This window comes from Bradyrhizobium arachidis (assembly GCF_015291705.1).
Lineage (GTDB): Bacteria > Pseudomonadota > Alphaproteobacteria > Rhizobiales > Xanthobacteraceae > Bradyrhizobium > Bradyrhizobium arachidis.
On sequence record NZ_CP030050.1, the window covers coordinates 5,418,571 to 5,441,233 of the forward strand.

Below are 22,663 nucleotides of genomic sequence, written 5' to 3' on the forward strand. Positions count from 1 at the left end.
AACCCCTGCCCTTCGTTGGATCGGCTATTCCGCGAGACCGAGCGCGGCGAGATGTGCGGCGCCGGCGCGAACGTGGTCGTGGTTGCGCAGCTCGAGGATCAGCCGCGGATTGGATGTCAGCCGGCCAAGTGCGCGGAACACGGCGACCCAGGGGATGTTGCCCTCGCCCGGCGCCCAGTGGCGGTCGGCAAAGCCGTCGGTGTCCTGCAGGTGCACATGCGTCAACATGTCACCGGCGGTCTCGACGTAGTAGTCGACCGGCGGCGCGCCGGTGGAGATGTGGGCATAGTTGGCGTGGCCGGTGTCGAGCGAGACGCGGACCTTGGCACTTTCGAGCGCCTTGGCGAGGCGCACGCGGTCGCGCGGATCCTTGTCCTCGATGTTCTCGATCACGATCTCGCAGCCGGTCGTCTCGGCGCGCGCGATCACCTCGGCGAGCGTCGCCTTGACGCGTTCGATGAGGTTGCTGCGGCTGTCGGGATAGAGATCGAGATTGTTGTGATCCCAGGTCGTGAACGGCGAATGGATCACCATCTGCGTCGCGCCGAGGAACTCGGCGGCGTCGAGGCCCTGAAGCAGGCGCTTGGTGACGGCCTGGCGGATCATCGGATCGTGGCTGTCGATCTTGAAACCCCAGAACGGCCCATGAATGCCGAGCCGGCCGGTGTGGCCCGACAGCATCTGCTTGATCTCGGCCGCGGTGCTGCGCCAATCGCTGTCGAGCAGGTCGGCGCGGAAGAAATCCTGGATTTCGAGATCGCGCTGACGTTCCAGGAGCCAGTCGCGATGGGCGGGGATCGATTTGATGGACAGCGCGGCGCCCAGCACTGGCTTCGACATGGGTTGCTCCCTTGACCGTCAGCGACGACGGGAGCAGCGCTAGACCAGTTCAATGACAGCCCCGTGAAACCGAGATTCCGCAGCGTCGAGCAGATGTGGACATCCCGCGCATCGCCAGCCTCGATGTTGTGCAGCGGCGCTGGCGTCGATGCAGGCCCGTGCAACTTGCCGCAGAAGCAAGTTGAATCGTGTCCGTAGTGATCCGGAATGGAATCCTATTTCGATGTCGCGTACATCGCGGGACATCGATCGGCGGCCAGTTCCAAGGGCATCACCCTCTGATCGCGCTACATGGGGTTGGGGGACCACATGGGGCGGGGGATTGAAGGCTGGGGCAAGGTGAACGAGGTCCGGACTCCTAGGCACTCCGGACCTCGGCACTTTCAGCATCGAATGCAATTTCGCGCCGCCGGCTTGATCAGCCGCACGGCGCGAAATCGTTTTGGGCATCCTTCCCGATCAGTTTTGCCCGATCAGATCATTTCGGCACGTTCCGCTCGAGATCCTCGAGCCAGGCCGTCGCACTCGAATCCGACGGCGCGCGCCAGTCGCCGCGCGGCGACAGTGAGCCGCCGGCCGAGACCTTCGGTCCATTCGGCATCGCCGAGCGCTTGAACTGGCTGAAGGCGAAGAAGCGGCGCAGAAACACCTCCAGCCAGCGCCGGATCTCGGCAAGATCGTAGGCCCTGCGCTTGTCGGTCGGGAAAGCTGGCGGCCATTCGCCCTTGGCGACATCCTTCCAGGCGTGCTGCGCCATGAAGGCGATCTTGGACGGCCGCATGCCGAACCGCAGCGTGTAGAACAGGTTGAAGTCCTGCAGCTCGTAGGGGCCGACGGACGCTTCCGTGCTCTGCGGCGTCTCGCCCGGCTTGACCGGAACCAGCTCCGGCGAGATCTCCGCCGACAGGATCGAGGCCAGCGTCTTGTTGACGTCGCCGGAGAACTGCTTGGAGGCGATCACCCAGCGGATCAGATGCTGGATCAGCGTCTTCGGCACCCCGGCGTTGACATTATAATGCGCCATCTGGTCGCCGACGCCATAGGTGCACCAGCCGAGCGCGAGCTCGGAGAGATCGCCGGTTCCGATGACGATGCCGCCGTGATGATTGGCAAGCCGGAACAGATAGTCGGTGCGCAGGCCCGCCTGCACGTTCTCGAAGGTGATGTCGTAGACCTTCTCGCCCTTGCCGAAGGGGTGGCCGATGTCCTTCAGCATCTGCGTCGCCGTGGTGCGGATGTCGAGCTCCTGCCAGCTCGTCTGCAACGCCTTCATCAGCGCCAGCGCATTGGTCTTGCTCTCGCTGCCGGTGGCAAAGCCCGGCATGGTGTAGGCGAGGATGTTCTCACGCGGCAGGCCGAGCAGATCGACGGCCTTGGCGGCGACGATCAGGGCATGGGTGGAATCGAGGCCGCCAGACACGCCGATCACGACGTGCTTGGTGCCGGTCGCGCGCATGCGCTGCACGAGGCCGGCGACCTGGATGTTGTAGGCCTCGTAGCAATCCTGCTCGAGCAGGCTCTCATCGCTCGGCACGAACGGAAAGCGCTCGATGCTGCGCCGGAAGCCGATGTCGGCCGCCGGCGGCTTCAGGGCGAAGGTGATCCTGCGATAAAAACCTTCGCGCTGGCGGCGGTTGTCGTCGAACGTGCCCATCAGCGCGCGTTCCTGCCTGAGCAGGTCGAGATCGACGTCCGCCGTGGTGATCTGCCCGCCCTGGCGGAACCGCTCCCCCTCGGCCAGCAGCACGCCGTTCTCGTAGATCGAGGTCTGGCCGTCCCAGGCCAGATCCGTGGTGGATTCCCCTGCTCCGGCCGCCGCATAGACGTAGGCCGCGAGGCAGCGCGCCGAGGTCGACTGGCACAGCAGCGCGCGCGAGCGCGCCCGGCCGATCGTGATCGGGCTGCCCGACAGATTGATCAGCACGCTTGCGCCGGCGAGCGCGAGCTCCGAGGCCGGCGTCACCGGGATCCACATGTCCTCGCAGATCTCGACGCCAATGGTCAGGCCCGGCACGTCCTCGGCCGCAAACAACAGGTCGGTACCGAACGGGGCATGCAGCCCGCCGAAGGCGATCGTCTCGCCGGCGATGCCGGTACCGGAGGCGAAATGCCGTCCCTCGTAGAATTCGCGATAGGTCGGCAAATAGCTCTTCGGCACGACGCCGAGGACGTTGCCGCGGTGAATGACCACGGCGCAATTGTAGATGCGATTGCCGAACCGCAGCGGTGCGCCGACGATCAGGACAGTCATCAGCGCCGAGGAGGCCTCGACGATCGCGGCGAGCCCGTGCTCGACCGCATCGAGCAGCGGATCCTGCTTGACCAAATCCTCGATCGCGTAGCCGGACAGGCACAGCTCGGGAAACACGGCGACGGCCACCGACTGCTCGTGGCAGGCATTTGCCGCCTCCAGCACGGCCTTCGCGTTGGCCGAGGGATCGGCGACATGGGACGTGGTGACGCAGGCCGCCACGCGCGCAAATCCGTGGGCGTAGATCGAATGGAAAGTCATCGCGTACCCTTAAATCTCATCGCGGCCGGTGCCGACGGCTCCTTAATCTCTATGTAACCCATCGACCCCGCCCCGTGCAGGCCATCCGCCATCATGCATAACGGATTTGCGAGGGCGGCCTGCCCGGCACCTGCCGCGGTCAGGCGCTGCGGGCCAGCACACCCGAGAGGTCGTCAAGCAGCCACTCGGCGATCCGCGGCCAGGCATGGGCGTGGGTCCGCTCACCCATGAACAGGCCCAGATGAGTGCTGGGCTCGGAGGCCGCCGCGATGAAGGCCGGCGGCGTGCCGACGAGGTTGGCGGTGGCGAGCGCCTGTGATGCCGGCACCACATCGTCGTCGAGCCCGGCCAGCAGGAAGAGCGGCGCCCTGACATTTTTCAGATCGACCGCACGGCCGAGAGCGGTGGAACTGCCGGCGGCAATCCGGTTTTCGCGGAATATCCAGTTGACGACCTCGAGATAATACCCGCCGGGCAGGTTGAGCGTCTCGCTATTCCAGTGGTCGAAGCGCGCGAGCAGCGCGGCGCCCTCCTCGTCGGTGAGGTCCCTCTGCAACGCGGCCGCGATATCCTCGCGGGTCGGCGCCTTGGACCAGAAACGCAGCATCTCTTCACCGCTGACATTGCCGCCGCCGCGCGCGACGAGTTGATCGTAGACCGCCACAGGCGTGCTGCGAACGAGCTGGGAGAGCTCGGACTCGATCGCAAGATCGACCGGCGCGCCTGCCAGCACCAGCCGCCGCACCTTGGCCGGAAAGCGCGCCGCATACAGCAGCGACAGCCAGCCGCCCTGGCACAGGCCGATCAGATCGACCGGCACGCCGATCTCGTCGATGGCGACGTTGAGATCGGACAGATAGCTGTCGATCGAGAGATAGCGCATCTCGGGCGAGGCCGAGCGCCAGTCGGTGAGATAGACGCGGTCGATGCCGCCGCTTTGCAGGGACTGCGCCACGCTATGGCCGGCCGCGAAGTCGGCGATCAGGGCGCGATGCAGCGCGTATGGCGCGCAGACCAGAGCCGGCTGGCCGGAGCGCGTTCGCGAGCAATCGCGCAGGCGCATGGTCGTAAGCTCCAGCGCGACGGAGTTGGGTGTCGTCCACGGCAGGCTGCTGTCGTTCTGCTCCGGCGAAGGCCGCTCCACCCACCAGAAGCAGGCGTCCATCGCGAGCCGTGCCGCCGCGAGCGGCCACAGCAGCGCCTCGTCCGGGACCGGTCGCGGCCCGCCCTTCTGTTTGCCTGTCGTCTCCACCATGGCTATCTCACGATCCTCACAGGAACGCCTCGAGGTTGACGACCGAAATGCCGAGGTCGCGAAAACTCTGATGCGTTGCGGCCACCGAGCCGCCGAGATCGATGCCGCGGCAGGCGTCCTCGACCACGGCGACCTCGAAGCCGGCCTTGCGGGCGTCCTCCGCTGAGAAGCGTACACAGAAGTCGAGCGCGAGACCTGCGACGAACACGGTCTTCAGTTCGCGTTCGCGCAAATAGCCGAGCAGGCCGGTCGGCGTGCGATGGTCGTTCTCGAACAGTGCCGAATAGGAATCGATGCCGCGGCGAAAGCCCTTGCGCACGACGAGGCTCGCGCAGGTGACCTCGAGGTCGCGATGAAATGCGGCGCCGGCCGTGCCCTGCACGCAATGCGTCGGCCAGAGCACCTGCGTCCCGTAGTCGAGCTCGACGGTCTGGAACGGCTGCTTGCCCGCATGGTTCGGCGCGAAGGAGACATGGTCGGCCGGATGCCAGTCCTGGGTCAGCACCACATTGGCGAACTTTTGGGCAATCCGGTTGACGGCCGGGACAACCTTCTCGCCGCCGGGAACGGCGAGCGCCCCGCCGGTGCAGAAATCGTTCTGCACGTCGATCACCAGCAGCACGTCGCGGTCTGAAATCTTCATCGCAGGGTCCCGTTCCATCCGCCCGGCGCGACGGGCGCCGAACGCTCTTTGCCAATGTCGATCTTCCCGTACGGCTTCGCAACCAACGAAGCGTTGCGCGATCTGTTCAAATTGGTCGCGGATCGTGCCCGAAATGAAACGGTTTGCCCGCGTCCGTGTTGACTAGCCGCACCCAAGGGCGGATTCTCTGATATCCGCAGCAGGCGGATTTGCGTCGATAGAGCGGAGGAAAAGGTTTCCCGCAGCCACCAAGCTGCGGAAGCCATATGGTCATGACGATCGGCAGGACAGGACAGATTCTTCTCGCCGATATCGGCGGTACCAATGCGCGCTTCGCGCTGAGCCAGGATGGCGGAAGCCAGGAGGCCGGACCGATCGACTATGTGAAGGTCGCCGATTTCCCGACCGTCCGGGAAGCCATTGTCGATGTTCTCGCGCGCAGGACCGGCGGCGCACCGCCCCAGCGCGCCGTGCTGGCCGTGGCGGGTCCCGTCACCAACAATCGCTGCGTCATGACCAACAGCCCCTGGGTCATCGACGGCAACGAGCTCCAGCCCGCCCTCGGCTTTGACACTGTGCACGTGCTCAATGATTTCGAGGTGGTGGCCTGGTCCCTGCCCGCCCTGGAGCCGGCCGACCTGATCCCGCTCGGCGGACAGGACGGCCTGCCCGGAGAGCCGTTGCTGGTGGTCGGGCCTGGAACCGGCTTCGGCGTATCCTGCCTGGTCGAGCGCCATGGCGCACGGCTGGCCGTCGTGACCGAGGCCGGACACGCCACCCTGCCGGCTGAGAACGAGCGCGAGGAGCGCGTGATCGCGTGCCTGCGCCGACGCCTCGGCCACGTCTCCATCGAGCGCGGCGCGCTGTCCGGCTCCGGCCTGCAAAGCCTCTACCAGGCGCTGGCCGAGGTCGACGGCGCCCAGGTGCCGCATCGCGATGCCGCAGCCATCACCAAGGCGGCGCTCGAGGGCAGCTGTCCCGTCAGCCGCGCGACCTTGGAAATGTTCTGCGCCATTCTCGGCTCGGTCGCGGGCAATCTCGCGGTGACCTTCGGCGCCCGCGGCGGCGTCTATATCGCCGGCGGAATCGCACCGCGCTTTCCGGAGTTCCTCGCAGCCTCCGCCTTCCGGGCGCGCTTCGAGGCCAAGGGCCGCTTCCAGGATTACTTGCGCAACATCCCGACGCGGCTGGTCACCAAGCCCGATGCAAGCTTCCTGGGCCTCAAGATGTTCGCCGATCACAATCCGGATTGAGATACGCGCGTTCGGCTCCGGTAATTCACAGCTGATTGCAGTCCACACACGGTTCCACGCAGGATCGTGCTTGCCCCTTCGTTTCCGATGAGAAACAATTCGCGCAGTGTGTAGCGTAGTTGCGGGGGCGTGACATGCGCAAGCAGGACCTAGGCTTCGACTATCACCGCTATCACCGCCTGCTGACCGAGGCGGACGACGAGGACAAGCGGCTCGCCCTGATCGAGCTCCTGATCGAGGAAAAGGCCCGCGACCGGCTGGCGGCGCAGCGTGCCTCGGACCGGGCCGCCATGACGGCTCACACCATTGCCACCGTGCTGAAGAACGGCCGCGGCTGAGAATCGGCGGTCCCGTGGCGGCGCGCGAATCCGCGATCGGATTGCGATTCCGTTAACGATCCCTCGAAAGCTCGCGTCAAACTTTTTGCTCTAAGAGTGCCCTCACCTGATGCAATTCAGGGTCAACACAAAGGGGGGAATGAACATGAGCATGATTTCGCTCGCCGCGATGCCGGCTGCTGTCGAAACGCGTATTGCCGATTCTGCCTTCAAGACCGTCGTGCTGTTCTGCTGCATGGGCCTCGTGGCCTCGTTCTGCCTGATGGCGCGCGGCATCGACCTCAGCGCCGGCCTGATGTGACATTGAATTAGACTGTTGGAATTAGATTATTGCGCCGCGAATGGCCGCCCCTAACGGGCGGCCATTTTCGTTGACACTCTCGGCGCGGCGTCTTCGCCGTCGCCAACGCGGCGTCTTCGCTCAGTGCGGCGCCTTCGCCGTTGCTTCCGGAAACATCGAATCGATCATCGCCTTGAGCTGATCGATCGAAATCGGCTTGCGCAGGATCGGCCTGCGCCGGAGCAAGGACGGCAGCAACTCCGGCCCGTAACCGGTGGCGAACAGGAACGGCTTTCCGCGGCGCTCGATCAGATCGGCGACGGGATCGACGTAGACGCCCATGAGGTTGATGTCGAGGATGGCCAGATCGTACTGCGCGGTCATGGCAAAGGCGCTGGCGTCGCGGACATTGTCCGCTTCCGCGACGACGTGGTGGCCGAGCTCCTCCACCATGTCGGCGATCATCATCCGGATCAACGCCTCGTCTTCGACCAGGAAAACGGAGAGTCCGTCCGCCATATCAACCCCGCAGTCAGCTTGCGAAGCTAATCATAACCGAATTGCGGAGAGGATACACGAATTCGTGGCGGGTGCCGTTAATTCAGGCGCGCCCGATCCGATTCAACTTGATCAATCCAGTCCGCGCTCGTGGCTGAGGCGCACCATCTCCTGGATGAAGACCTGCTTCTGCTTGTCGTCGAGGCTCGAATAGAGCGGCTCGGCGGCGTCGGCGACATTGCGCTGGTCGGCGGCGCGGTCGATCAGGAATTGGGCCTCGTTGCGCATCTGCTCGATGATGTCGTCAGGCGGATCCCGCTTGGCCCGCGCAACCCGCAGGTTGAGCCGCTCCGCACCATTATGCCCGAGGTAGTGCATGGCGCTGGAGAAGCCGTACCAGTGCTTCTCCTGGTCGGGCGTGAGATTCAGCTCGGTCTTGATCCGCTCGATATAGGAATCGCTGTTGGCGACGATCTGATCGGCGGTCAGCTGCGGCGCCCCGGTCTGCGTGAGAACCGTGACATCCTTGTTGTCCTTGCCGTCCTGCGGCGCATTCCTGGCTTCCTTGGTCGCCTTGGCGCCCTTGCCTGCCTTGGCGTTCTTGGCGTCGCTCTTGGCATCCTTGTCCCTGCCCGCGCCCTGCTGCTTGGCGTCCTTGCTGGCATCCTTATTGGCGGCCGGCGCCTGATTGCCGTTGTTGCCGACGCCGAGCACGCCGGTGAAGACGCCGACCACGCCGCCGATCGCGCCGCCGAGCACGCCACCGACGGGACCCGCTGCCTTGTTCCCGGCCGCCGCGCCGTCCTGAACACCCTTGACCAAGCCTTGAGCATTCGCCACCGCGGCGGCGCCGAGCAGCAGCGCGAGCACGGACCCCAGCGCGAACCATCGCCGCAAGTGAAGCCGCGCGGGCGGCGCCGGGTTGATCATTCTCGTCTCCATCGTCGATCTGATTGGCCTGTCGGGGTGGGAGCCACCCGCCGGTTGCAACTCTATCGTTTTCACCGCTTCGAGGTCCAGACGCAGCCGATCGCTGTCCACGCCCGAAAAGTCTTTCGCGCGAAGCGGTTATGCAGGCTTATTCGAAACTGCGGCGTAATTGCGCACGGCGTGTTCCGGGCGGGCTTGTGCGAAGTGTGCGTCGCAAAAGGAGCGCGCACGGTTGACGTTGGCCGCGCGATACCGTCGCGGCTTCAGGCACAACGTTAGTTCTAGACGGTCGCCATTCGGTTTTCTCGACAGACGCGATCAATCATGATCTGATCGCGCTACCAATTTGCCGCCTCCCGCCTGATTTGCCATGGACGCTGGCGGCAGCAACAAGAAACGGTCAACGAGAATTCCAAGAAGAAACGCCAAGAAGAAAATCAAAAACAAAACTCGGGAATGCCAGAGGAAACACCAGAACAATAAAACACCCAAGCGAGGAAACGAGATGTCACGCAAGAAACTGACGCGACGTCAATTTGTGGCTGCCACTGCAATGTCCTCCGCGGCGCTGATCACCGCGCCCTATGTCCGGGGCGCCTACGCCGCCGGCAAACTCTCGATCGGCTTCTGGGACCATTGGGTGCCGGGCGCCAACAAGGCCTCGACCGATCTCGTCAATGAATGGGCCGCGAAGGAGAAGGTCGAAGTCTCCATCGACTACATCACCAGCAACAACAAGAAGATCGAGCTGACCGCCGCCGCCGAGGCACAAGCCAAGTCCGGCCACGACATCCTTCAGATGCCGAGCTGGTGGCCGCAGGCCTATGCCGAGAATCTCGAGCCGCTCAACGACATCATGGAGCCGCTCATCAAGCAGAACGGCGAGGTGAACGGCACCGTCAAATATCTCGGACAGTCGGGCGGCAAGTGGCTCGCGACACCCGCGACACCCGGCAGCCAGATCAAGGGCCCCTGCTCCCGTATCGATCTGATGAAAAAGCATGCCGGCATCGACGTGCAGGAGATGTATCCGGCCGGCGGCCCGCCCAAGGTCGAGAACTGGACTATGGAGACCTTCCTGAAGGCGGCCGAGGCTTGCCACAAGGCAGGCTTTGCATTCGGCATCGGTCTTGGCGAGACCACCGACAGCGTGGACACCGCCGGCGCGATCTTCCAGTCCTTCGGTGCCGAGCTCGTCAATGCCAAGGGCGACATCACGGTGAAGACCGATCAGGTTCGCCAGGCCATGGAGTTCTACAAGAAGCTCATCGCGTTCCTGCCGCCCGACGCGCCGTCCTGGGACGACGCCTCGAACAACAAATGGCTGATTTCCGGCCGCGGCGCGATGATCCTCAATCCGCCGAGCGCCTGGGCCGTCGCCAAGCGCGACGCGCCGCAGGTCGCCGAGCAGTGCTGGACGCACGGCTTCCCGTCCGGTCCGAAGGGACGGTTTGCGCCGTACCTGCCCTATTTCTGGGGCGTCTGGAGCTTCGGCAAGAACAAGGAGGCGGCCAAGAGCCTGCTCGTTCACCTGTCCTCGCCAACGTCGATCGAGAAATTCGTTGCGGTGAGCGGCGGCTACGACCTGCCGGCCTACGCCAACATGACCAAGTTCAAGACATGGGAGGAGGAAGGCCCGCCGAAGGGCACGCTCTTCCACTATCCGGACCCCTACAAGCATCAGACGCTGTCGATCGCAGCGTCGCCCGCGCCGCCCAAGATCGCGCAGCAGATCTACTTCCAGGCGACGCTGACCAAGATGGCGCTGCGATATGCGCGGGGCGAAACGCTGGATCAGGCGCTCGCCTGGGCCGAAGGCGAGTGCGAAGGCTTCATGCGGAGCTAGGCCGGGACTCCGCCGAGGCGATTGACGCCGCGCGCGTGTATCGCCTCGGCATCCTCATCCGCATGACCGTGGAGCCGACCGGTATGGCCGGCCTCGTGGCTCGACAGTTTACGAAAAGCTGACCCAAGGACTCTGCCATGGCCGATGTCGTCGTTGAGCAAGGTCGCCTCGCCCGTGCGGCGGGCGCGCGCAAGGGATCGGGCCTGCGCAACGCGCTGGGCCGAAAATCCACGGTCGCGTTCTTCCTGACGCTGCCGCTGATCCTCCTGATCGCGCTGCTCGTGCTCTATCCCGCCTTCTATTCGCTCTATCTGGCGACGCTGAACAAGGCGATGACGAAATTCGTCGGCCTTAGCAACTTCACCTTCCTGTTCAAGCGCGAGACGTTCTGGATGGTGGTGAAGCAGTCCTGCATCTTCGCGATCACCGCCGTGATCTTCAAGGCGCTGATCGGCTTCATCGTCGCGCATTTCGTCCACAACATTCCCGGCAAGAAGCAGCGCAAATGGCGCGGCATGCTGCTGGTGCCCTGGGTGATCCCGCCGGCGATGAGCACGCTCGCCTGGCTGTGGCTGTTCGACCCCTCCTACAGCGCCTTCAACTACACGCTCTCATTCTTCGGTGTCGGGCCGATCCCATGGCTCGGCGACACTTTCTGGGCGCGCTTCTCGGTCATCCTTGTCAACGTCTGGTACGGCGCGCCGTTCTTCCTGATCATGTATCTGGCGGCGCTGAAATCCGTGCCCGACCAGCTCTACGAAGCGGCGGCGATCGACGGCGCCAATTGGTGGCAGCGGATCTGGTACGTCACGCTGCCGATGATGCGCAACATCATCGCCATCACCACCCTGTTCTCGCTGATCGTCACCTTCGCCAATTTCGACATCGTGCGCATCCTGACCTCCGGCGGCCCGCTCGATACGACGCATCTGTTCGCCACCTGGGCGTTCCAGGTCGGCATCCAGAGCAGCGACATTCCGCTCGGCGCCTGCGTGTCGTTGTTCATGGTGCCGATCCTCGCCGTCGCAGCGGTCTTCATCCTGCGTGATGTCACCAAGCGGGGGAACGAAGCCTGATGAGCACGCTCACAATCGACAAGGCCGGGCCTTCCCGAAAGGTCAAGTATGGCAGCATGAGCCGCGACCGCGCCTGGGCGCTGCGCTGGTCCTATTTCTTCCTGGTGCTGTTCGCGATCTTCTTCCTGACGCCGCCGATCTACATGCTGATCACTTCGCTCAAGAGCAGCGCGGAAATATCGGCGGCAACCAACCCGTGGTGGGTGTTCCACCCGACGCTGTCGAACTATGTCGAGCTCCTGACCTCGAACCAGTTTTTGCGGTTCTTCTGGAACTCGTCGATCATCTCGATCACGGTCGTGATCATCACGATGCTGATCAGCATCCCCGCGGCCTTCGCGTTGGCGCGGATGAAGTTCTGGGGCTCGGCGACTCTGGCCACCGGCGTCTTCCTCACCTACCTGATCCCGGACAGCCTTCTGTTCATTCCGCTGTTCAAGATGCTCGGGGTGATCCAGGACCTGACCGGCATCACGCTGCTCAACCGATGGTACGTGCTGCTGTTCATCTATCCGACCCTGACGGTGCCGTTCTGCACCTGGATCATGATCGGCTATTTCGCCTCGATCCCGAAGGAGCTCGATGAGGCCGCCCTCATCGACGGCGCCTCCTGGCTTCAGACCCTGACGCGGATCTTCATCCCGGTCGCGCTGCCCGGGCTGATCGCGGCGACCATCTTCGCCTTCACGGTGTCCTGGGCGCAGTTCCTCTATCCGCTGGTGTTCACGACCTCAGTGGATCAGCTCGTGCTGCCGGTCGGCATCACCACGACGCTGATCAAGGGCGACGTGTTCAACTGGGGACAGATCATGACCGGTGCGCTGCTGGGCGCCGCGCCGCCGCTGATCATCTACGCCTTCCTGATGGACTACTACATTGCCGGCCTGACCGCCGGTGCGACAAAGGGTTGATGACTCATGGCTGACGTTGCTTTGCGGAAAGTAGTTAAGCGTTACGACGACGTCGAAGCCGTGCGCGGCATCGACCTTGATATCGCCGACCACGAGTTCATCGTGCTGGTCGGCCCCTCCGGCTGCGGCAAGTCGACCACGCTGCGCATGATCGCAGGGCTCGAGGACATCAGCGACGGCGACATCATGATCGGCGGCGACGTCGTCAACGACGTGCCGCCCAAGGACCGCGACATCGCGATGGTGTTCCAGAACTACGCGCTCTACCCGCACATGACGGTCGCAGAAAACATGTCGTTCGGACTGCGCCTGAAGCACTATCCCAAGGCCGAGATCAAGGCTCGGGTGACGGAGGCCGCCCGCCTGCTCGACATCACCGATCTGATCGACCGCAAGCCGAAGCAGCTCTCCGGCGGCCAGCGCCAGCGCGTCGCAATGGGCCGCGCCATCGTGCGCAATCCGAAGGTGTTCCTGTTCGACGAGCCGCTGTCCAATCTCGATGCGAAGCTGCGCGTGCAGATGCGGATCGAGATCAAGAAGGTGCACCAGAAGGTGCGCACGACGACGGTCTACGTCACCCACGACCAGGTCGAGGCGATGACCTTGGCCGACCGCGTCGTGGTCATGAACAAGGGCCGCATCGAGCAGATCGGAACGCCGAACGAACTCTATCACAAGCCGGCAACGCGCTTCGTCGCCGGCTTCATCGGCTCGCCCGCGATGAACTTCATCCCGTGCCGACTCGAGGATTCCGGCGGGACGCTCCAGCTCCGCCTGACCGACCGCATTGCCTTCGCGCTGCCGCCGGCCCGCGCCGCGCGCTACAACGCGCTGCCGCGCACCGACAAGCTGCTGCTCGGCATCCGGCCCGAGCATCTCACCGAGTCGCATGCGCATCTCGGGCCGGGCGTCGAGACCTTCGACACCGTGCTCGACGTCACCGAGCCGATGGGCATGGAGACCCTGGTCTATTTCGGCCTCGACGGCACGCCCGTGTGCGGCCGCGTCGATCCCAATGCCGGCGCTACGGACGGGGCTCCCATGCGTTTGGCGATGGACCTCAACAATATGCACCTGCTAAACGAGGAGACCGGCGTCGTGTTGTGAGGCCGGCTCAAGAAACGCGAGCAGGCGGGGAGCAATGGCGACCAACAAGAAGAAGATTTTCGTTACACAAACTTTGTCGCAAGGAGCACGTGCCCTTCTCACCCAGCGGGACGATATCGAGCTCGTCGAGTTTTCGAACCTGATCTCGGCCAAGGATTTCGAGGCCCTGCTGAAGAGCCATGCGCCGGTCCATGGCGTGGCGCTGGGGGCGACCGCCTTCGGCGAGACCGAGCTCGAGGCGTCCAGGGACATGAAGGTGGTGACCCGCATCGGCGTCGGCTACGACGCCGTCGACGTGCCCGCCCTCTCCCGCCGCAAGGTGCCGTTGATGGTCGCGGGTAGCGCGAACTCGCCCTCGGTCGCCGAACAGGCGCTGTTCATGATGCTGACGCTGGCCAAGCGCGCCAATGAGATGCACGCCTGCGTCAAGGACGGCAAATGGGCCGATCGACTCGGCATGCTGCCGTTCGACCTTTACGGCAAGACCGTGCTGATCATCGGCTTCGGCCGCATCGGCAGCCGCACCGCCAAGCGCTGCCTGGCGATGGAAATGAAGGTTCAGGTCTACGATCCCTACAAGCCTGCAGCCGACATCAAGGCCGCCGGCTGCGAGCCGGTCACCGACCTCGACGCCGCGCTGCCGAGCGCCGATTTCGTCAGCATCCACTGCCCGAAGACGCCCGAGACCGTCGGCCTGTTCGATGCGGCGCGTATCCGCCGGATGAAGCCGAAATCCTACCTCATCAACACCGCGCGCGGCGGCATCGTGAAGGAGGCGGCGCTGTATGATGCGCTCGTCTCGGGCAAGATCGCCGGTGCCGGCATCGACGTGTTCGAGGTGGAGCCGCCGCCGGTCAGCAATGCGCTGTTCGCGCTGCCCAACGTCATCATGGCCCCGCATGTCGCCGGCGTCACGGTCGAGGCGGTCCAGCGCATGAGCGAGCAGACCGCGCGCAACATCCTGAGCGTACTGGACGGCGACCCCATCAGGCAGAACGTCATCAATCAGGACGTGCTGGGCTGAGCCAAATCCGAAGGCGGGCAGCTAAAGCGTGATAAATCATCATCGCGCTTTAGTTCATTGTTTGAGCATGATCTTTTCGGAAACCGCTGCACACTTTCCGGATCATGCATGGTCCGCCCGCCTTCGGAAGGCCAGAATGCGTCCCATTTTGGTGCAGATCGGGCCCCAACTCAGCCTTAATCGAACCCGCGTAATATATCCGGCCGCGGCGGCAGTGGGACAGACTTGCCAGCCGCGTCGAGCTGGAGGATGGACCCTTGTCAGAGATCGACCCGACCGACCACGCGCTGGCGACCATCGCGAGCATCTTGGAGGACCCCGAACCGGGCGTCATCGTCCGCGAAATCGAGATCATCCGCGAGACCGAGGTCGTCGTCGGTGAGCAGCCGGCCGCCGAAGAACATGAAGAACATGCTGACGAACATCATGCGGTCGACGAGCATCCGGTGGTCGACGAGCAGCCCTTGGTGCCTGATCACACCGATGCCGACGGCTACAGCAAGGTCGGTCCCGGACCGATGGTGGCGATCCGCCTGAAATGGACGGTCCATCGCGGCGACGACGGCCAGTACTATGTCCACGAGACCATCGGCGAACAGTCCGCGCCCGTGGTCAGCGGCCCGATGACCAGCGAGGCCGCCGTGCGCTTCGTCGACGAGCACGAGGACGAGGCGCACCGTCGCTTCGAGCTGCTGCGCAGCGAGATCGCCGGCCGCAGCTCGCTCGCCGAGCTCGAGCGCAAGGGCGACGCCTAAGGCCCATCTCTGGCCGCACGCCTCCGCACACCTCTCCCGACCGGGGAGAGGTGTACATCGAGCCTGGCGCTACTTCCTTCCCAAAAAATCCTTCTTCACGAGTTCGACGCCGGCGTGCCGCAGCAGGTCGTAGGCCGTCGTGACGTGAAAGAAGAATTGCGGGACGCTGTTGGTGAGCAGCAGCGTCCGCCCCGTGAAGGGCAGCTCGGTCCCGTTCTTCAGCCGGAAGAAGACCTTCAGCTCCGCCGCCGCGTCGATCTCGGCGCGCGGCAGGCTTTCAATGAATTCGATTGAGGTGGCGATGCGGGCCTGAAGGCCGGCCATGTCGTGCTCGAGCGGCGGCAGCGCCACCGGCTCGCACTGTGCCAGCAGCGCTGGCGCAACCACCGCGTGACGGCAGGCCTCGCCGACCTGCTGGGCCAGGTCGTACATGTTCGGCGCCATGCGCATGCCGAGCAGCACCGCCGGATTGAACTTGCGCGCCTCGGCATAGGCAACGCCCTTGTCGAGCAGGACCGACAGGTTGCGCAAATACGGCACGAAGAGGCCGACCGAGGCCTCGTACATCGAGATCGTCACGACAAGATTCCCTTCAATTCCGTCTCGCCAGCAACTGGCATCTGGTCTAAATCCACACGTCGAGGGCTGCACAATGACAGCTCGGGCATGGGTGGAAAAGAGATGATCGTTCGTATAGTGACGGCTCTGGCCGTGGTCCTGCTGGCAAGTCTTTCGGCGCACGCACAGCAGGCGGCCCCCTCGCGCCTCGACGAGATCGTCAAGCGCGGCACGTTGCGCGTCGGCATGACCGGCGACTACAAGCCGTTCACCTACCTCGACAAGGCTACGCAGCAGTTCTCCGGCTTCGACGTCGACATGGCGGAGGCGCTCGGCAAGGCGCTCGGCGTCAAGGTCGAGTTCGTGCCGACCGCCTGGCCGAAGCTGATGAAGGATTTCGAGGCCGACCAGTTCGACATCGCCATGGGCGGCGTGTCGGTGACGCTCGACCGGCAGAGGAAGGGCTTCTTCTCGACGCCGATCATGCGCGAGGGCAAGACGCCGATCACCCGCTGCGCCGACGTCGGCAAGTACCAGACGCTTGCCGACATCGACAAGAAGGGCACCCGCGTCATCGTCAATCCCGGCGGCACCAATGAGCGTTTCGCGCGTGCCAACGTTCGGGATGCCGAGATCACGGTCTTCCCCGACAACACCGTGATCTTCGACGAGATCGCCAAGGGCAATGCCGACCTGATGATGACGGACGCATCCGAGACGCGCTACCAGCAGAAGCAGCATTCGGGCGTGCTTTGCGCGGTGCATCCGGACAAGCCGTTCGACTTCTCCGAGAAGGCCTACTGGCTCCAGCGCGACATGGCGCTGAAGGCGTTCGTCGACCAGTGGCTGCACATTTCCATGGAAGACGGCAGCTACAAGAAGATCTACGCCGCCTGGTTCGACTAGAGCGTTTCGATCTCGAGTCCCGTTCCGATTCCAGCGGAACGGCGCTCCAGGCCGCGTCCTCCTGTCGCCTGCCTCTGCCAAACTTTGGACCGGCCCCAGGCCTATTGAACCCGGAACAGCGGGACGACGACTCATACCGAGACAGTGATCTAGATCACGTTTTGGAATGAAGCCGGCGCGTAAGCGTTGGTGCGGGACCACCTGTTCGGGAGATGGAAATGAGGAAGCTGTTGGCCACGGCCGCATTCCTTTTGGCGAGCACCACTGCGCAAGCGCAGTACACCTTCGAATATGGCGGGCGCACCATCCGCATCGATCCGGACCGCGGCACGGTGCAGATCCCCGGCGTGTACGACAATACCGGCCAGGGCAAGGCCAAGAAGGCCAAGAAGAACGAGACGCCCGCAGACAAGCAGCCGCCGCAGCAGGCCAAGGTCGATCCGCAACCGCCAGCCGCGCCGGCTCCCGCCGCTCCAGTCGCAGCGCCGCCCGCCGCAGAGCAAGCACCTGCGCCGGCGGCCGCAGCACCGCCGCCCGCGCCGCCCCCACCTGCTCCCCCTCCGGCAGCGACCGCCAGCAATGCCCCGGCCGAGACGGCTGTGCTGCCGCCGCCCGCCCCGCCTCCGGCACGCGCACCGGTCGAGCAGCAGGCCGCTCCGGCCGCGGCATCGCCGCCGGCCCCGACCGTGGCTGCTGCACCTCCGGCGCCGCCTCCGCCGCCAGCTCCAGCGCCCGCCCCCACTCAGTCGGCCGCCGTCGCCCCGCCGGCTCCCGCAGCAGCGCCCGCGCGCGATCTCAATTCGCCGCTCGGCGTCTGGCTCACCGAGGAGAAGGAAGGTAAGGTCCGCATCGAGCAATGCGGCAACAATCTCTGCGGCTACTCGGTCGATTCAAAATCGAACCAGAACGGCGAGCAGGTCCTGATCAACATGAAGCCCGGCAAGGACCAGAAATGGTCCGGGCGAATCCTCGATCCCAACTCCGGCTCGACCTACGATTCAACGATCGCAATGAAGGGCACCGACCGCCTGCGCGTGCAGGGCTGCGCCTTCGGCGGCATGTTCTGCGGCGGCCAGACCTGGACGCGGGTGAACTGAATTCGAGCCAGACGTTCTGACGGAGACAAAGGGCCCGCAAGGGCCCTTTGCTTTTTCCGCCGCATCACTGCGAAGTGCGGCAGCTCACACAGCATCTCGCACACGTGACAGCCCTCACATCGCCGGTTGCGCCGCCATGCGACGGTCGGCGCATGGTCAACCCCAAGGGGCGTGTCATGAACGGATTTCGCAGAGGTCTCTTCGTCAGCATTGTCGCCATCGCGTTCCCGCTCGCGCAGGCCGATGCGGCCGGCTCCACCTTCGACGGCACGTGGAATGTCCGTATCTCGTCCTCGAGCGAGACCTGCGGCAACGGCGCGACGGTCGCGATCGGCATCAGCAACGGCCAGATCGCCTCGAGCAGCGCGGCGGTGACGGCCTCGGGCCGCGTGGCGGAAGCCGGCAGCATCAATGTCACCTTGAGCACCGGCATCAAGCGCGCGGTCGGCTTCGGCCGCCTCAACGGCACGTCCGGCTCCGGCACCTGGCGCGGCGCCATGTGCACCGGAACATGGACTGCCGAGCGGATGTAGGTCGTGTGTCCCGGACGCGATGCGGCAACGCTGCACCGCTGATCCGGGACACAGAATTTTGCAGAAAGCGGAGAGCTAGCCGAGCGGCGCGCCGTATTCCTCGTCCGTCACCGGATGAAGCCAGGTCGAGAACTTGCCGTCGAGCGCTTCCTGCATGGCGATGTGGCACATGCCGTTGGTCGGCGACGCGCCGTGCCAGTGCAGCTCACCGGGCGGGATCCAGATGGTGTCACCGGGGCGGATCTCGCGGATCGGGCCGCCCTTGGCTTGGATGCGGCCAACGCCGGAGATCACGTAGAGCGTCTGCCCGAGCGGATGGTGATGCCAGTTGGTGCGCGCGCCGGGCTCGAACGAGACGCGCGAGCAGTTCAGGTGCGCCGGCTCCGGCGTCATGATCACAGGGTCCTGCCACACGGTGCCGGTGAAGTTTTCCTTGGGCGCGCGGCGGGTTGGCCGCGTGCCTGCGACGTGAATCTCCATGGGGTACCTCGTTTCCTAATCCGTTACTTTTTGCTGGCGGCGTAGCGCGCCTTGGTTTCGGCGTTCATGGGGTAGAGGCCTGGCAGCACGGCGCCGTTGTTCACCTCGTTGACGATCCAGGCTTCCATCCGTTCCTGCTCGACGCCCTCGTTGAGCACATGCTCGAGCATCGCCTGCGGGATCAGCACGCAGCCGTCCTGGTCGGCGACCACGATGTCGTTCGGGAACACGGCGACGCCGCCGCAGCCGATCGGCTCGCCCCAGCCGACGAAGGTCAGGCCCGCAACCGACGGCGGCGCGGCATAGCCGTCGCACCACACCGGCAAATTGGTGCCGAGCACGCCCTCGACGTCACGTACGACGCCGTCGGTGACGAGCGCGGTGACGCCACGCTTCATCATGCGGGCGCAGAGGATGTCGCCGAAGATGCCGGCATCGGTGATGCCCATGGCGTCGACCACGGCGATGCAGCCCTCGGGCATCGCCTCGATCGCGGTGCGGGTCGAGATCGGCGAGGACCAGGATTCCGGCGTCGCCAGATCCTCGCGCGCCGGCACGAAGCGCAGCGTGAAGGCCGGTCCGACCAGGCGCGGCAGGCCCGGGCGCAGCGGACGCGCGCCGCGCATCCACACATTGCGCAGGCCCTTCTTCAGCAGGACCGTGGTGATGGTGGCAGTGGTGATGCCGGCGAGGGTCTTGCGGGCTTCGGGGGACAGCGACATGGACGAGAACGAGCTCCGAGGTGCGGGAAAGAACGCGCGCATCTTGCGAGGTGCGCGGTTTCCGTCAAGGGCCAAAAGACCCACAAGAATGCAGGGCGGCAGGGCCGTTATGCGATGCGATAACAAGGCTTTATCGCCTCCCCTTGCATTAATTTATTGGACTTGCGGGCGCATTTACGCGAAGCAGGGAGACGCGGAACTCAAGGGCGAGCCCGCGTTCTCTCAGAAGCCCGATTTCGACAGCTCTTCGACAGCTCATGGCCGCGACGCTTCCCCCGCCCCGCCTTCTGCCCAGTGGCGACAGCGCCGTCACGGTCGAGTTCAGCCGCACCATCGACGACGACGCCAACCAGCGCGTGCTGGCGCTCGACAAGGCGCTCGCAGCAAGCCCCATCGACGGCATCACCGAGACCGTGCCGACCTATCGCTCGCTGCTGGTGCATTACGATCCCGGCAAGATCGGCTTCGACGCACTCGGCGAAAAGATCCTGCCGATCGCCACCCAGCCGCTGCCGCCCGCCACCAAGGCGCGGCGCTGGCGCATTCCGGTCGCCTATGGCGGCGAGCATGGCATCGACCTCGAGGATGTCGCGAAAGCGCTGAACACCACGCCCGACGACATCGTCGCCCGGCACGCCGGCGGCGACTACAAGGTTGCGATGATCGGCTTCACGCCAGGCTGGTCCTATCTCAGCGGCCTCGACAAATCCCTGCACATGTCGCGACGGCAGTCGCCGCGGGTGCTGACGCCGGCCGGCACGATCTCGATCGGCGGCATCCAGGCCGGCATCCAGTGCCTGGCCGCGCCCAGCGGCTGGCACCTGCTCGGCCGCACGCCTGTGCGAACCTATCAGCTCCACCGGAATCCGACCTTCCTGACCGAACCCGGTGATCGCGTGACGTTTTTCGCCATCGACCACAAGACGTTCGAGGAGCTGGACCGCGCCGCCGAGGCCGGCGAGATCGTCGCCGAGCGGGTGGACGCATGAGCCGGCTCGTCGTCGCCAGTATCGGTCCCGCAAGCTCCGTCCAGGACGGCGGCCGCCACGGCGCGCAGCGCTATGGCCTGACGGTCAGCGGCGCCATGGACCGTCTGTCGCTGGCAGCGGCGAACACCCTGGTCGGCAATGATCCGTTTGCAGCCGCCGTCGAGATCGGCCCGTTCGGCGCCACGTTCACCGCCAAGGACGGCGCCGTGCGCGTCGCCATATCAGGCGCGCCGCGCAATGCCGACATCGGCGGGAAGCCGGTCGCGATGGATACGTCGGTGACGCTGAAGGACGGCGAGACGCTGACGCTCGGCTTTGCCCGCGGCGGCGCGTTCACCTACCTCGCGATCGAAGGCGCGATCAAAGGCGAGCAGGTGTTCGGCAGCCTTGCGGTGAATGCCCGCGCCGGGCTCGGCAGCCCCTACCCGCGCCCGCTCCAGGCCGGCGACGAGTTCACGGTCGATGCCGCGAGTGGCGCGCCCGAATTGCGCATCGAGTTGCCGAAGCCTGCGAGAGGTCCGATCCGCGTCCTGCTGGGCCCGCAGGACGACGAGTTCGACGACGCCAACAAGGCGTTGTTTCTGGATAGCGAGTGGAAGATCTCGGCGACCTCGGACCGCATGGGCTACCGGCTCGAAGGTCCCGCCATCAAACATCTGCACGGTCACAACATCGTCTCCGACGGCACCGTCAACGGCAGCATCCAGGTGCCCGGCAACGGCGCGCCGATCGCGCTGATGATGGATCGGGGCACGTCGGGCGGCTATCCGAAGATCGCAACCGTGATCACGGCCGATGTCGGCCGCCTCGCGCAGACCTCCGCTGGAACCGCGTTCCGCTTCCGTGAGGTCACCATGGCCGAGGCGCAGGACGAGGCGCGCAAGTTTGCGCAATTGATCCGCAACCTTCCGGATCGGCTGCGCTCCTCCGACACCATCGCGCTCAACATCGAGGCGCTCAGCGATGCTAATGTCGCGGGCTACGCGGTAAGCGCCGTGGATGCCGGGACTTGGCAGGTCACGGCCGAGCCGTAAACGACAAGAAGACCAGAGGAGCACCCCATGAAGACGATCGATCTCAATTGCGACCTCGGCGAAGGTTTTGGCGCGTGGGAGATGGGCAACGACGCCGCCATGATCGACCTCGCGAGCTCGGTCAACGTCGCCTGCGGTTTCCATGCCGGCGACCCCGACATCATGCGGCGAACGGTTGAGCTGGCGAAGGCGCGCGGTGTTTCGGTCGGTGCGCATCCTGGATATCGCGATCTGCACGGCTTTGGCCGGCATCCGATCGCGGGCCTGAAGGCCTCCGAGATCGAGAACCTCGTCGCCTATCAGATCGGTGCGCTGCAGGCGATCGCGACCGCGGCCGGCCACAAGGTCACGCATGTGAAGGCGCACGGCGCGCTCTCCAACGTCGCCTGCGAGGACGACATGACAGCCAAGGCGATTGCCGCCGGCATCAGGGCGGTCGACCCCAGTCTGATCTTCGTCGTGCTCGCCAATTCGAAACTGGTGAAGGCCGGCGAGGACGCCAATTTGCCGCTGGTGCACGAGGTGTTCGCCGACCGCGCCTATGAGGACGACGGCAACCTCGTCTCGCGCAAGAAGCCCGGCGCCGTGCTGCACGATGCGAAACTGATCGCCGACCGCGTGGTGCGCATGGTGCAGGACGGCGCGGTGGTGTCGGTGACGGGCAAGGTCATCAAGATGCGGACGGACACGGTCTGCATCCACGGCGATACGCATGGCGCCGTCGACATCGCGCGCGGGCTTCGTCAGGCGTTGAAGGAAGCGGGGATCGAGGTCGCGCCGTTCAAACGCGGGGCGTGAGGGTCGTCGTCATTCCGGGATGATGCGAAGCATCAGACGACGGTGCGCAATTGCGCACCCGAGAATCTCGAGATTCCGGGTTCGGCTTCGCCGCCCCGGAATGACAATCTAGAACGGATGCACCGACAGCGTGCCGAACACGATCGCGGCGATGACGGCAAACGCGCTGTAGAGCGCAACATGATGCATGCTCGCACCGCTCCGACGCGAGAGCGAGCGCGCGTAGAAGTGCAGCCTGGCTTCCGCCGATAGTTCGCGCATGGTCGATCTCCAACGCC

At 64.9% G+C, this 22,663-nt stretch carries 25 protein-coding genes; 15 read left to right on the forward strand and 10 right to left on the reverse strand.

Annotated features, from left to right (window positions below):
• Positions 1-24: 24 nt before the first annotated feature.
• The 4 genes from WN72_RS25295 to pncA form a co-directional block, all read right to left on the reverse strand.
• Entirely contained in the window at positions 25-840 is an 816-nt protein-coding gene (locus WN72_RS25295) for a sugar phosphate isomerase/epimerase family protein (RefSeq protein ID WP_092214294.1), read from the reverse strand.
• 478 nt (positions 841-1,318) lie between these two features.
• Entirely contained in the window at positions 1,319-3,352 is a 2,034-nt protein-coding gene (locus WN72_RS25300) for an NAD(+) synthase (protein ID WP_092214292.1), read from the reverse strand.
• 139 nt (positions 3,353-3,491) lie between these two features.
• Entirely contained in the window at positions 3,492-4,607 is a 1,116-nt protein-coding gene (locus WN72_RS25305; protein ID WP_092214290.1) for an alpha/beta fold hydrolase, read from the reverse strand.
• 16 nt (positions 4,608-4,623) lie between these two features.
• Positions 4,624-5,268 (reverse strand): bifunctional nicotinamidase/pyrazinamidase, encoded by a 645-nt coding sequence (gene pncA, locus WN72_RS25310; protein ID WP_027559183.1) that lies wholly within the window; start codon positions 5,266-5,268, stop codon positions 4,624-4,626.
• Between the two features lie 254 nt (positions 5,269-5,522).
• Here pncA and glk point away from each other — a divergent pair, with 254 nt between their 5' ends.
• The 3 genes from glk (at position 5,523) to WN72_RS25325 (ending at position 7,142) form a co-directional block, all read left to right on the forward strand.
• Entirely contained in the window at positions 5,523-6,503 is a 981-nt protein-coding gene (glk, locus tag WN72_RS25315; RefSeq protein WP_092214373.1) for a glucokinase, read from the forward strand.
• 134 nt (positions 6,504-6,637) lie between these two features.
• Complete coding sequence (locus WN72_RS25320; protein WP_027559185.1) at positions 6,638-6,841, forward strand: hypothetical protein; 204 nt, start codon at positions 6,638-6,640, stop codon at positions 6,839-6,841.
• A gap of 145 nt (positions 6,842-6,986) precedes the next feature.
• Positions 6,987-7,142 carry a hypothetical protein gene (locus WN72_RS25325; protein WP_167380713.1) on the forward strand — a complete coding sequence of 52 codons (156 nt, stop codon included), beginning with the start codon at positions 6,987-6,989 and terminating at the stop codon, positions 7,140-7,142.
• A 120-nt stretch (positions 7,143-7,262) separates the two neighbouring features.
• On the opposite strand, the gene WN72_RS25330 is transcribed toward WN72_RS25325, so the two are convergent.
• On the reverse strand, positions 7,263-7,640 hold the full coding sequence (locus WN72_RS25330; protein WP_027559186.1) for a response regulator: 378 nt from the start codon (positions 7,638-7,640) through the stop codon (positions 7,263-7,265).
• Positions 7,641-7,751: 111 nt separating this feature from the next.
• Positions 7,752-8,549 (reverse strand): Spy/CpxP family protein refolding chaperone, encoded by a 798-nt coding sequence (locus WN72_RS25335; protein WP_167380712.1) that lies wholly within the window; start codon positions 8,547-8,549, stop codon positions 7,752-7,754.
• A gap of 505 nt (positions 8,550-9,054) precedes the next feature.
• Here WN72_RS25335 and WN72_RS25340 point away from each other — a divergent pair.
• From WN72_RS25340 to WN72_RS25365, 6 genes are all read left to right on the forward strand, one after another.
• Positions 9,055-10,395, forward strand: coding sequence for an ABC transporter substrate-binding protein (locus WN72_RS25340; protein ID WP_027559188.1), 1,341 nt, complete (start codon positions 9,055-9,057; stop codon positions 10,393-10,395).
• Between the two features lie 137 nt (positions 10,396-10,532).
• Complete coding sequence (locus WN72_RS25345; RefSeq protein ID WP_027559189.1) at positions 10,533-11,471, forward strand: carbohydrate ABC transporter permease; 939 nt, start codon at positions 10,533-10,535, stop codon at positions 11,469-11,471.
• Complete coding sequence (locus WN72_RS25350; RefSeq protein ID WP_027559190.1) at positions 11,471-12,382, forward strand: carbohydrate ABC transporter permease; 912 nt, start codon at positions 11,471-11,473, stop codon at positions 12,380-12,382. The genes WN72_RS25345 and WN72_RS25350 overlap by 1 nt, the downstream gene beginning before the upstream one ends.
• A 6-nt stretch (positions 12,383-12,388) precedes the next feature.
• On the forward strand, positions 12,389-13,489 hold the full coding sequence (locus WN72_RS25355) for an ABC transporter ATP-binding protein (protein ID WP_027559191.1): 1,101 nt from the start codon (positions 12,389-12,391) through the stop codon (positions 13,487-13,489).
• A 34-nt stretch (positions 13,490-13,523) separates the two neighbouring features.
• On the forward strand, positions 13,524-14,513 hold the full coding sequence (locus WN72_RS25360; RefSeq protein ID WP_092214287.1) for a hydroxyacid dehydrogenase: 990 nt from the start codon (positions 13,524-13,526) through the stop codon (positions 14,511-14,513).
• Positions 14,514-14,770: 257 nt separating this feature from the next.
• Positions 14,771-15,268: a hypothetical protein gene (locus WN72_RS25365; RefSeq protein WP_027559193.1), complete on the forward strand. Its 498-nt coding sequence runs from the start codon at positions 14,771-14,773 to the stop codon at positions 15,266-15,268.
• A 69-nt stretch (positions 15,269-15,337) separates the two neighbouring features.
• Here WN72_RS25365 and WN72_RS25370 read toward each other — a convergent pair whose 3' ends face one another.
• Positions 15,338-15,835 carry a DUF1993 domain-containing protein gene (locus WN72_RS25370; RefSeq protein WP_167380724.1) on the reverse strand — a complete coding sequence of 166 codons (498 nt, stop codon included), beginning with the start codon at positions 15,833-15,835 and terminating at the stop codon, positions 15,338-15,340.
• A 114-nt stretch (positions 15,836-15,949) separates the two neighbouring features.
• Between WN72_RS25370 and WN72_RS25375 the strand changes: the two genes are divergently transcribed.
• The 3 genes from WN72_RS25375 to WN72_RS25385 all read left to right on the forward strand — a co-directional run bounded on the left by WN72_RS25375 (position 15,950) and on the right by WN72_RS25385 (position 18,362).
• On the forward strand, positions 15,950-16,732 hold the full coding sequence (locus WN72_RS25375; RefSeq protein WP_027559195.1) for a transporter substrate-binding domain-containing protein: 783 nt from the start codon (positions 15,950-15,952) through the stop codon (positions 16,730-16,732).
• A 218-nt stretch (positions 16,733-16,950) separates the two neighbouring features.
• Positions 16,951-17,829 carry a DUF2147 domain-containing protein gene (locus WN72_RS25380; protein WP_167380711.1) on the forward strand — a complete coding sequence of 293 codons (879 nt, stop codon included), beginning with the start codon at positions 16,951-16,953 and terminating at the stop codon, positions 17,827-17,829.
• A gap of 176 nt (positions 17,830-18,005) precedes the next feature.
• A complete protein-coding gene (locus WN72_RS25385) occupies positions 18,006-18,362 on the forward strand; it encodes a hypothetical protein (protein ID WP_167380710.1) in 357 nt (118 codons plus the stop codon).
• Between the two features lie 75 nt (positions 18,363-18,437).
• On the opposite strand, the gene WN72_RS25390 is transcribed toward WN72_RS25385, so the two are convergent.
• The gene (locus tag WN72_RS25390) at positions 18,438-18,842 is read right to left on the reverse strand and encodes a (R)-mandelonitrile lyase (protein ID WP_027559198.1); all 405 of its coding nucleotides are present in this window, start codon (positions 18,840-18,842) and stop codon (positions 18,438-18,440) included.
• A gap of 23 nt (positions 18,843-18,865) precedes the next feature.
• Positions 18,866-19,564, reverse strand: a complete 699-nt coding sequence (locus WN72_RS25395) for a ribonuclease activity regulator RraA (protein WP_027536148.1) — start codon at positions 19,562-19,564, stop codon at positions 18,866-18,868.
• A 257-nt stretch (positions 19,565-19,821) separates the two neighbouring features.
• Here WN72_RS25395 and pxpB point away from each other — a divergent pair, with 257 nt between their 5' ends.
• Genes pxpB through WN72_RS25410 form a run of 3 tightly spaced genes read left to right on the forward strand, consistent with a single transcriptional unit; the run spans position 19,822 to position 22,385 of the window.
• Positions 19,822-20,553 carry a 5-oxoprolinase subunit PxpB gene (gene pxpB / locus WN72_RS25400; protein WP_092214281.1) on the forward strand — a complete coding sequence of 244 codons (732 nt, stop codon included), beginning with the start codon at positions 19,822-19,824 and terminating at the stop codon, positions 20,551-20,553.
• Positions 20,550-21,587: a 5-oxoprolinase subunit C family protein gene (locus tag WN72_RS25405; RefSeq protein ID WP_092214279.1), complete on the forward strand. Its 1,038-nt coding sequence runs from the start codon at positions 20,550-20,552 to the stop codon at positions 21,585-21,587. Before pxpB ends, WN72_RS25405 begins: the two co-directional genes overlap by 4 nt.
• Before the next feature lie 27 nt (positions 21,588-21,614).
• On the forward strand, positions 21,615-22,385 hold the full coding sequence (locus WN72_RS25410; RefSeq protein ID WP_027559201.1) for a LamB/YcsF family protein: 771 nt from the start codon (positions 21,615-21,617) through the stop codon (positions 22,383-22,385).
• A gap of 108 nt (positions 22,386-22,493) precedes the next feature.
• On the opposite strand, the gene WN72_RS25415 is transcribed toward WN72_RS25410, so the two are convergent.
• A complete protein-coding gene (locus tag WN72_RS25415; RefSeq protein ID WP_035729731.1) occupies positions 22,494-22,646 on the reverse strand; it encodes a hypothetical protein in 153 nt (50 codons plus the stop codon).
• Positions 22,647-22,663: the final 17 nt, after the last annotated feature.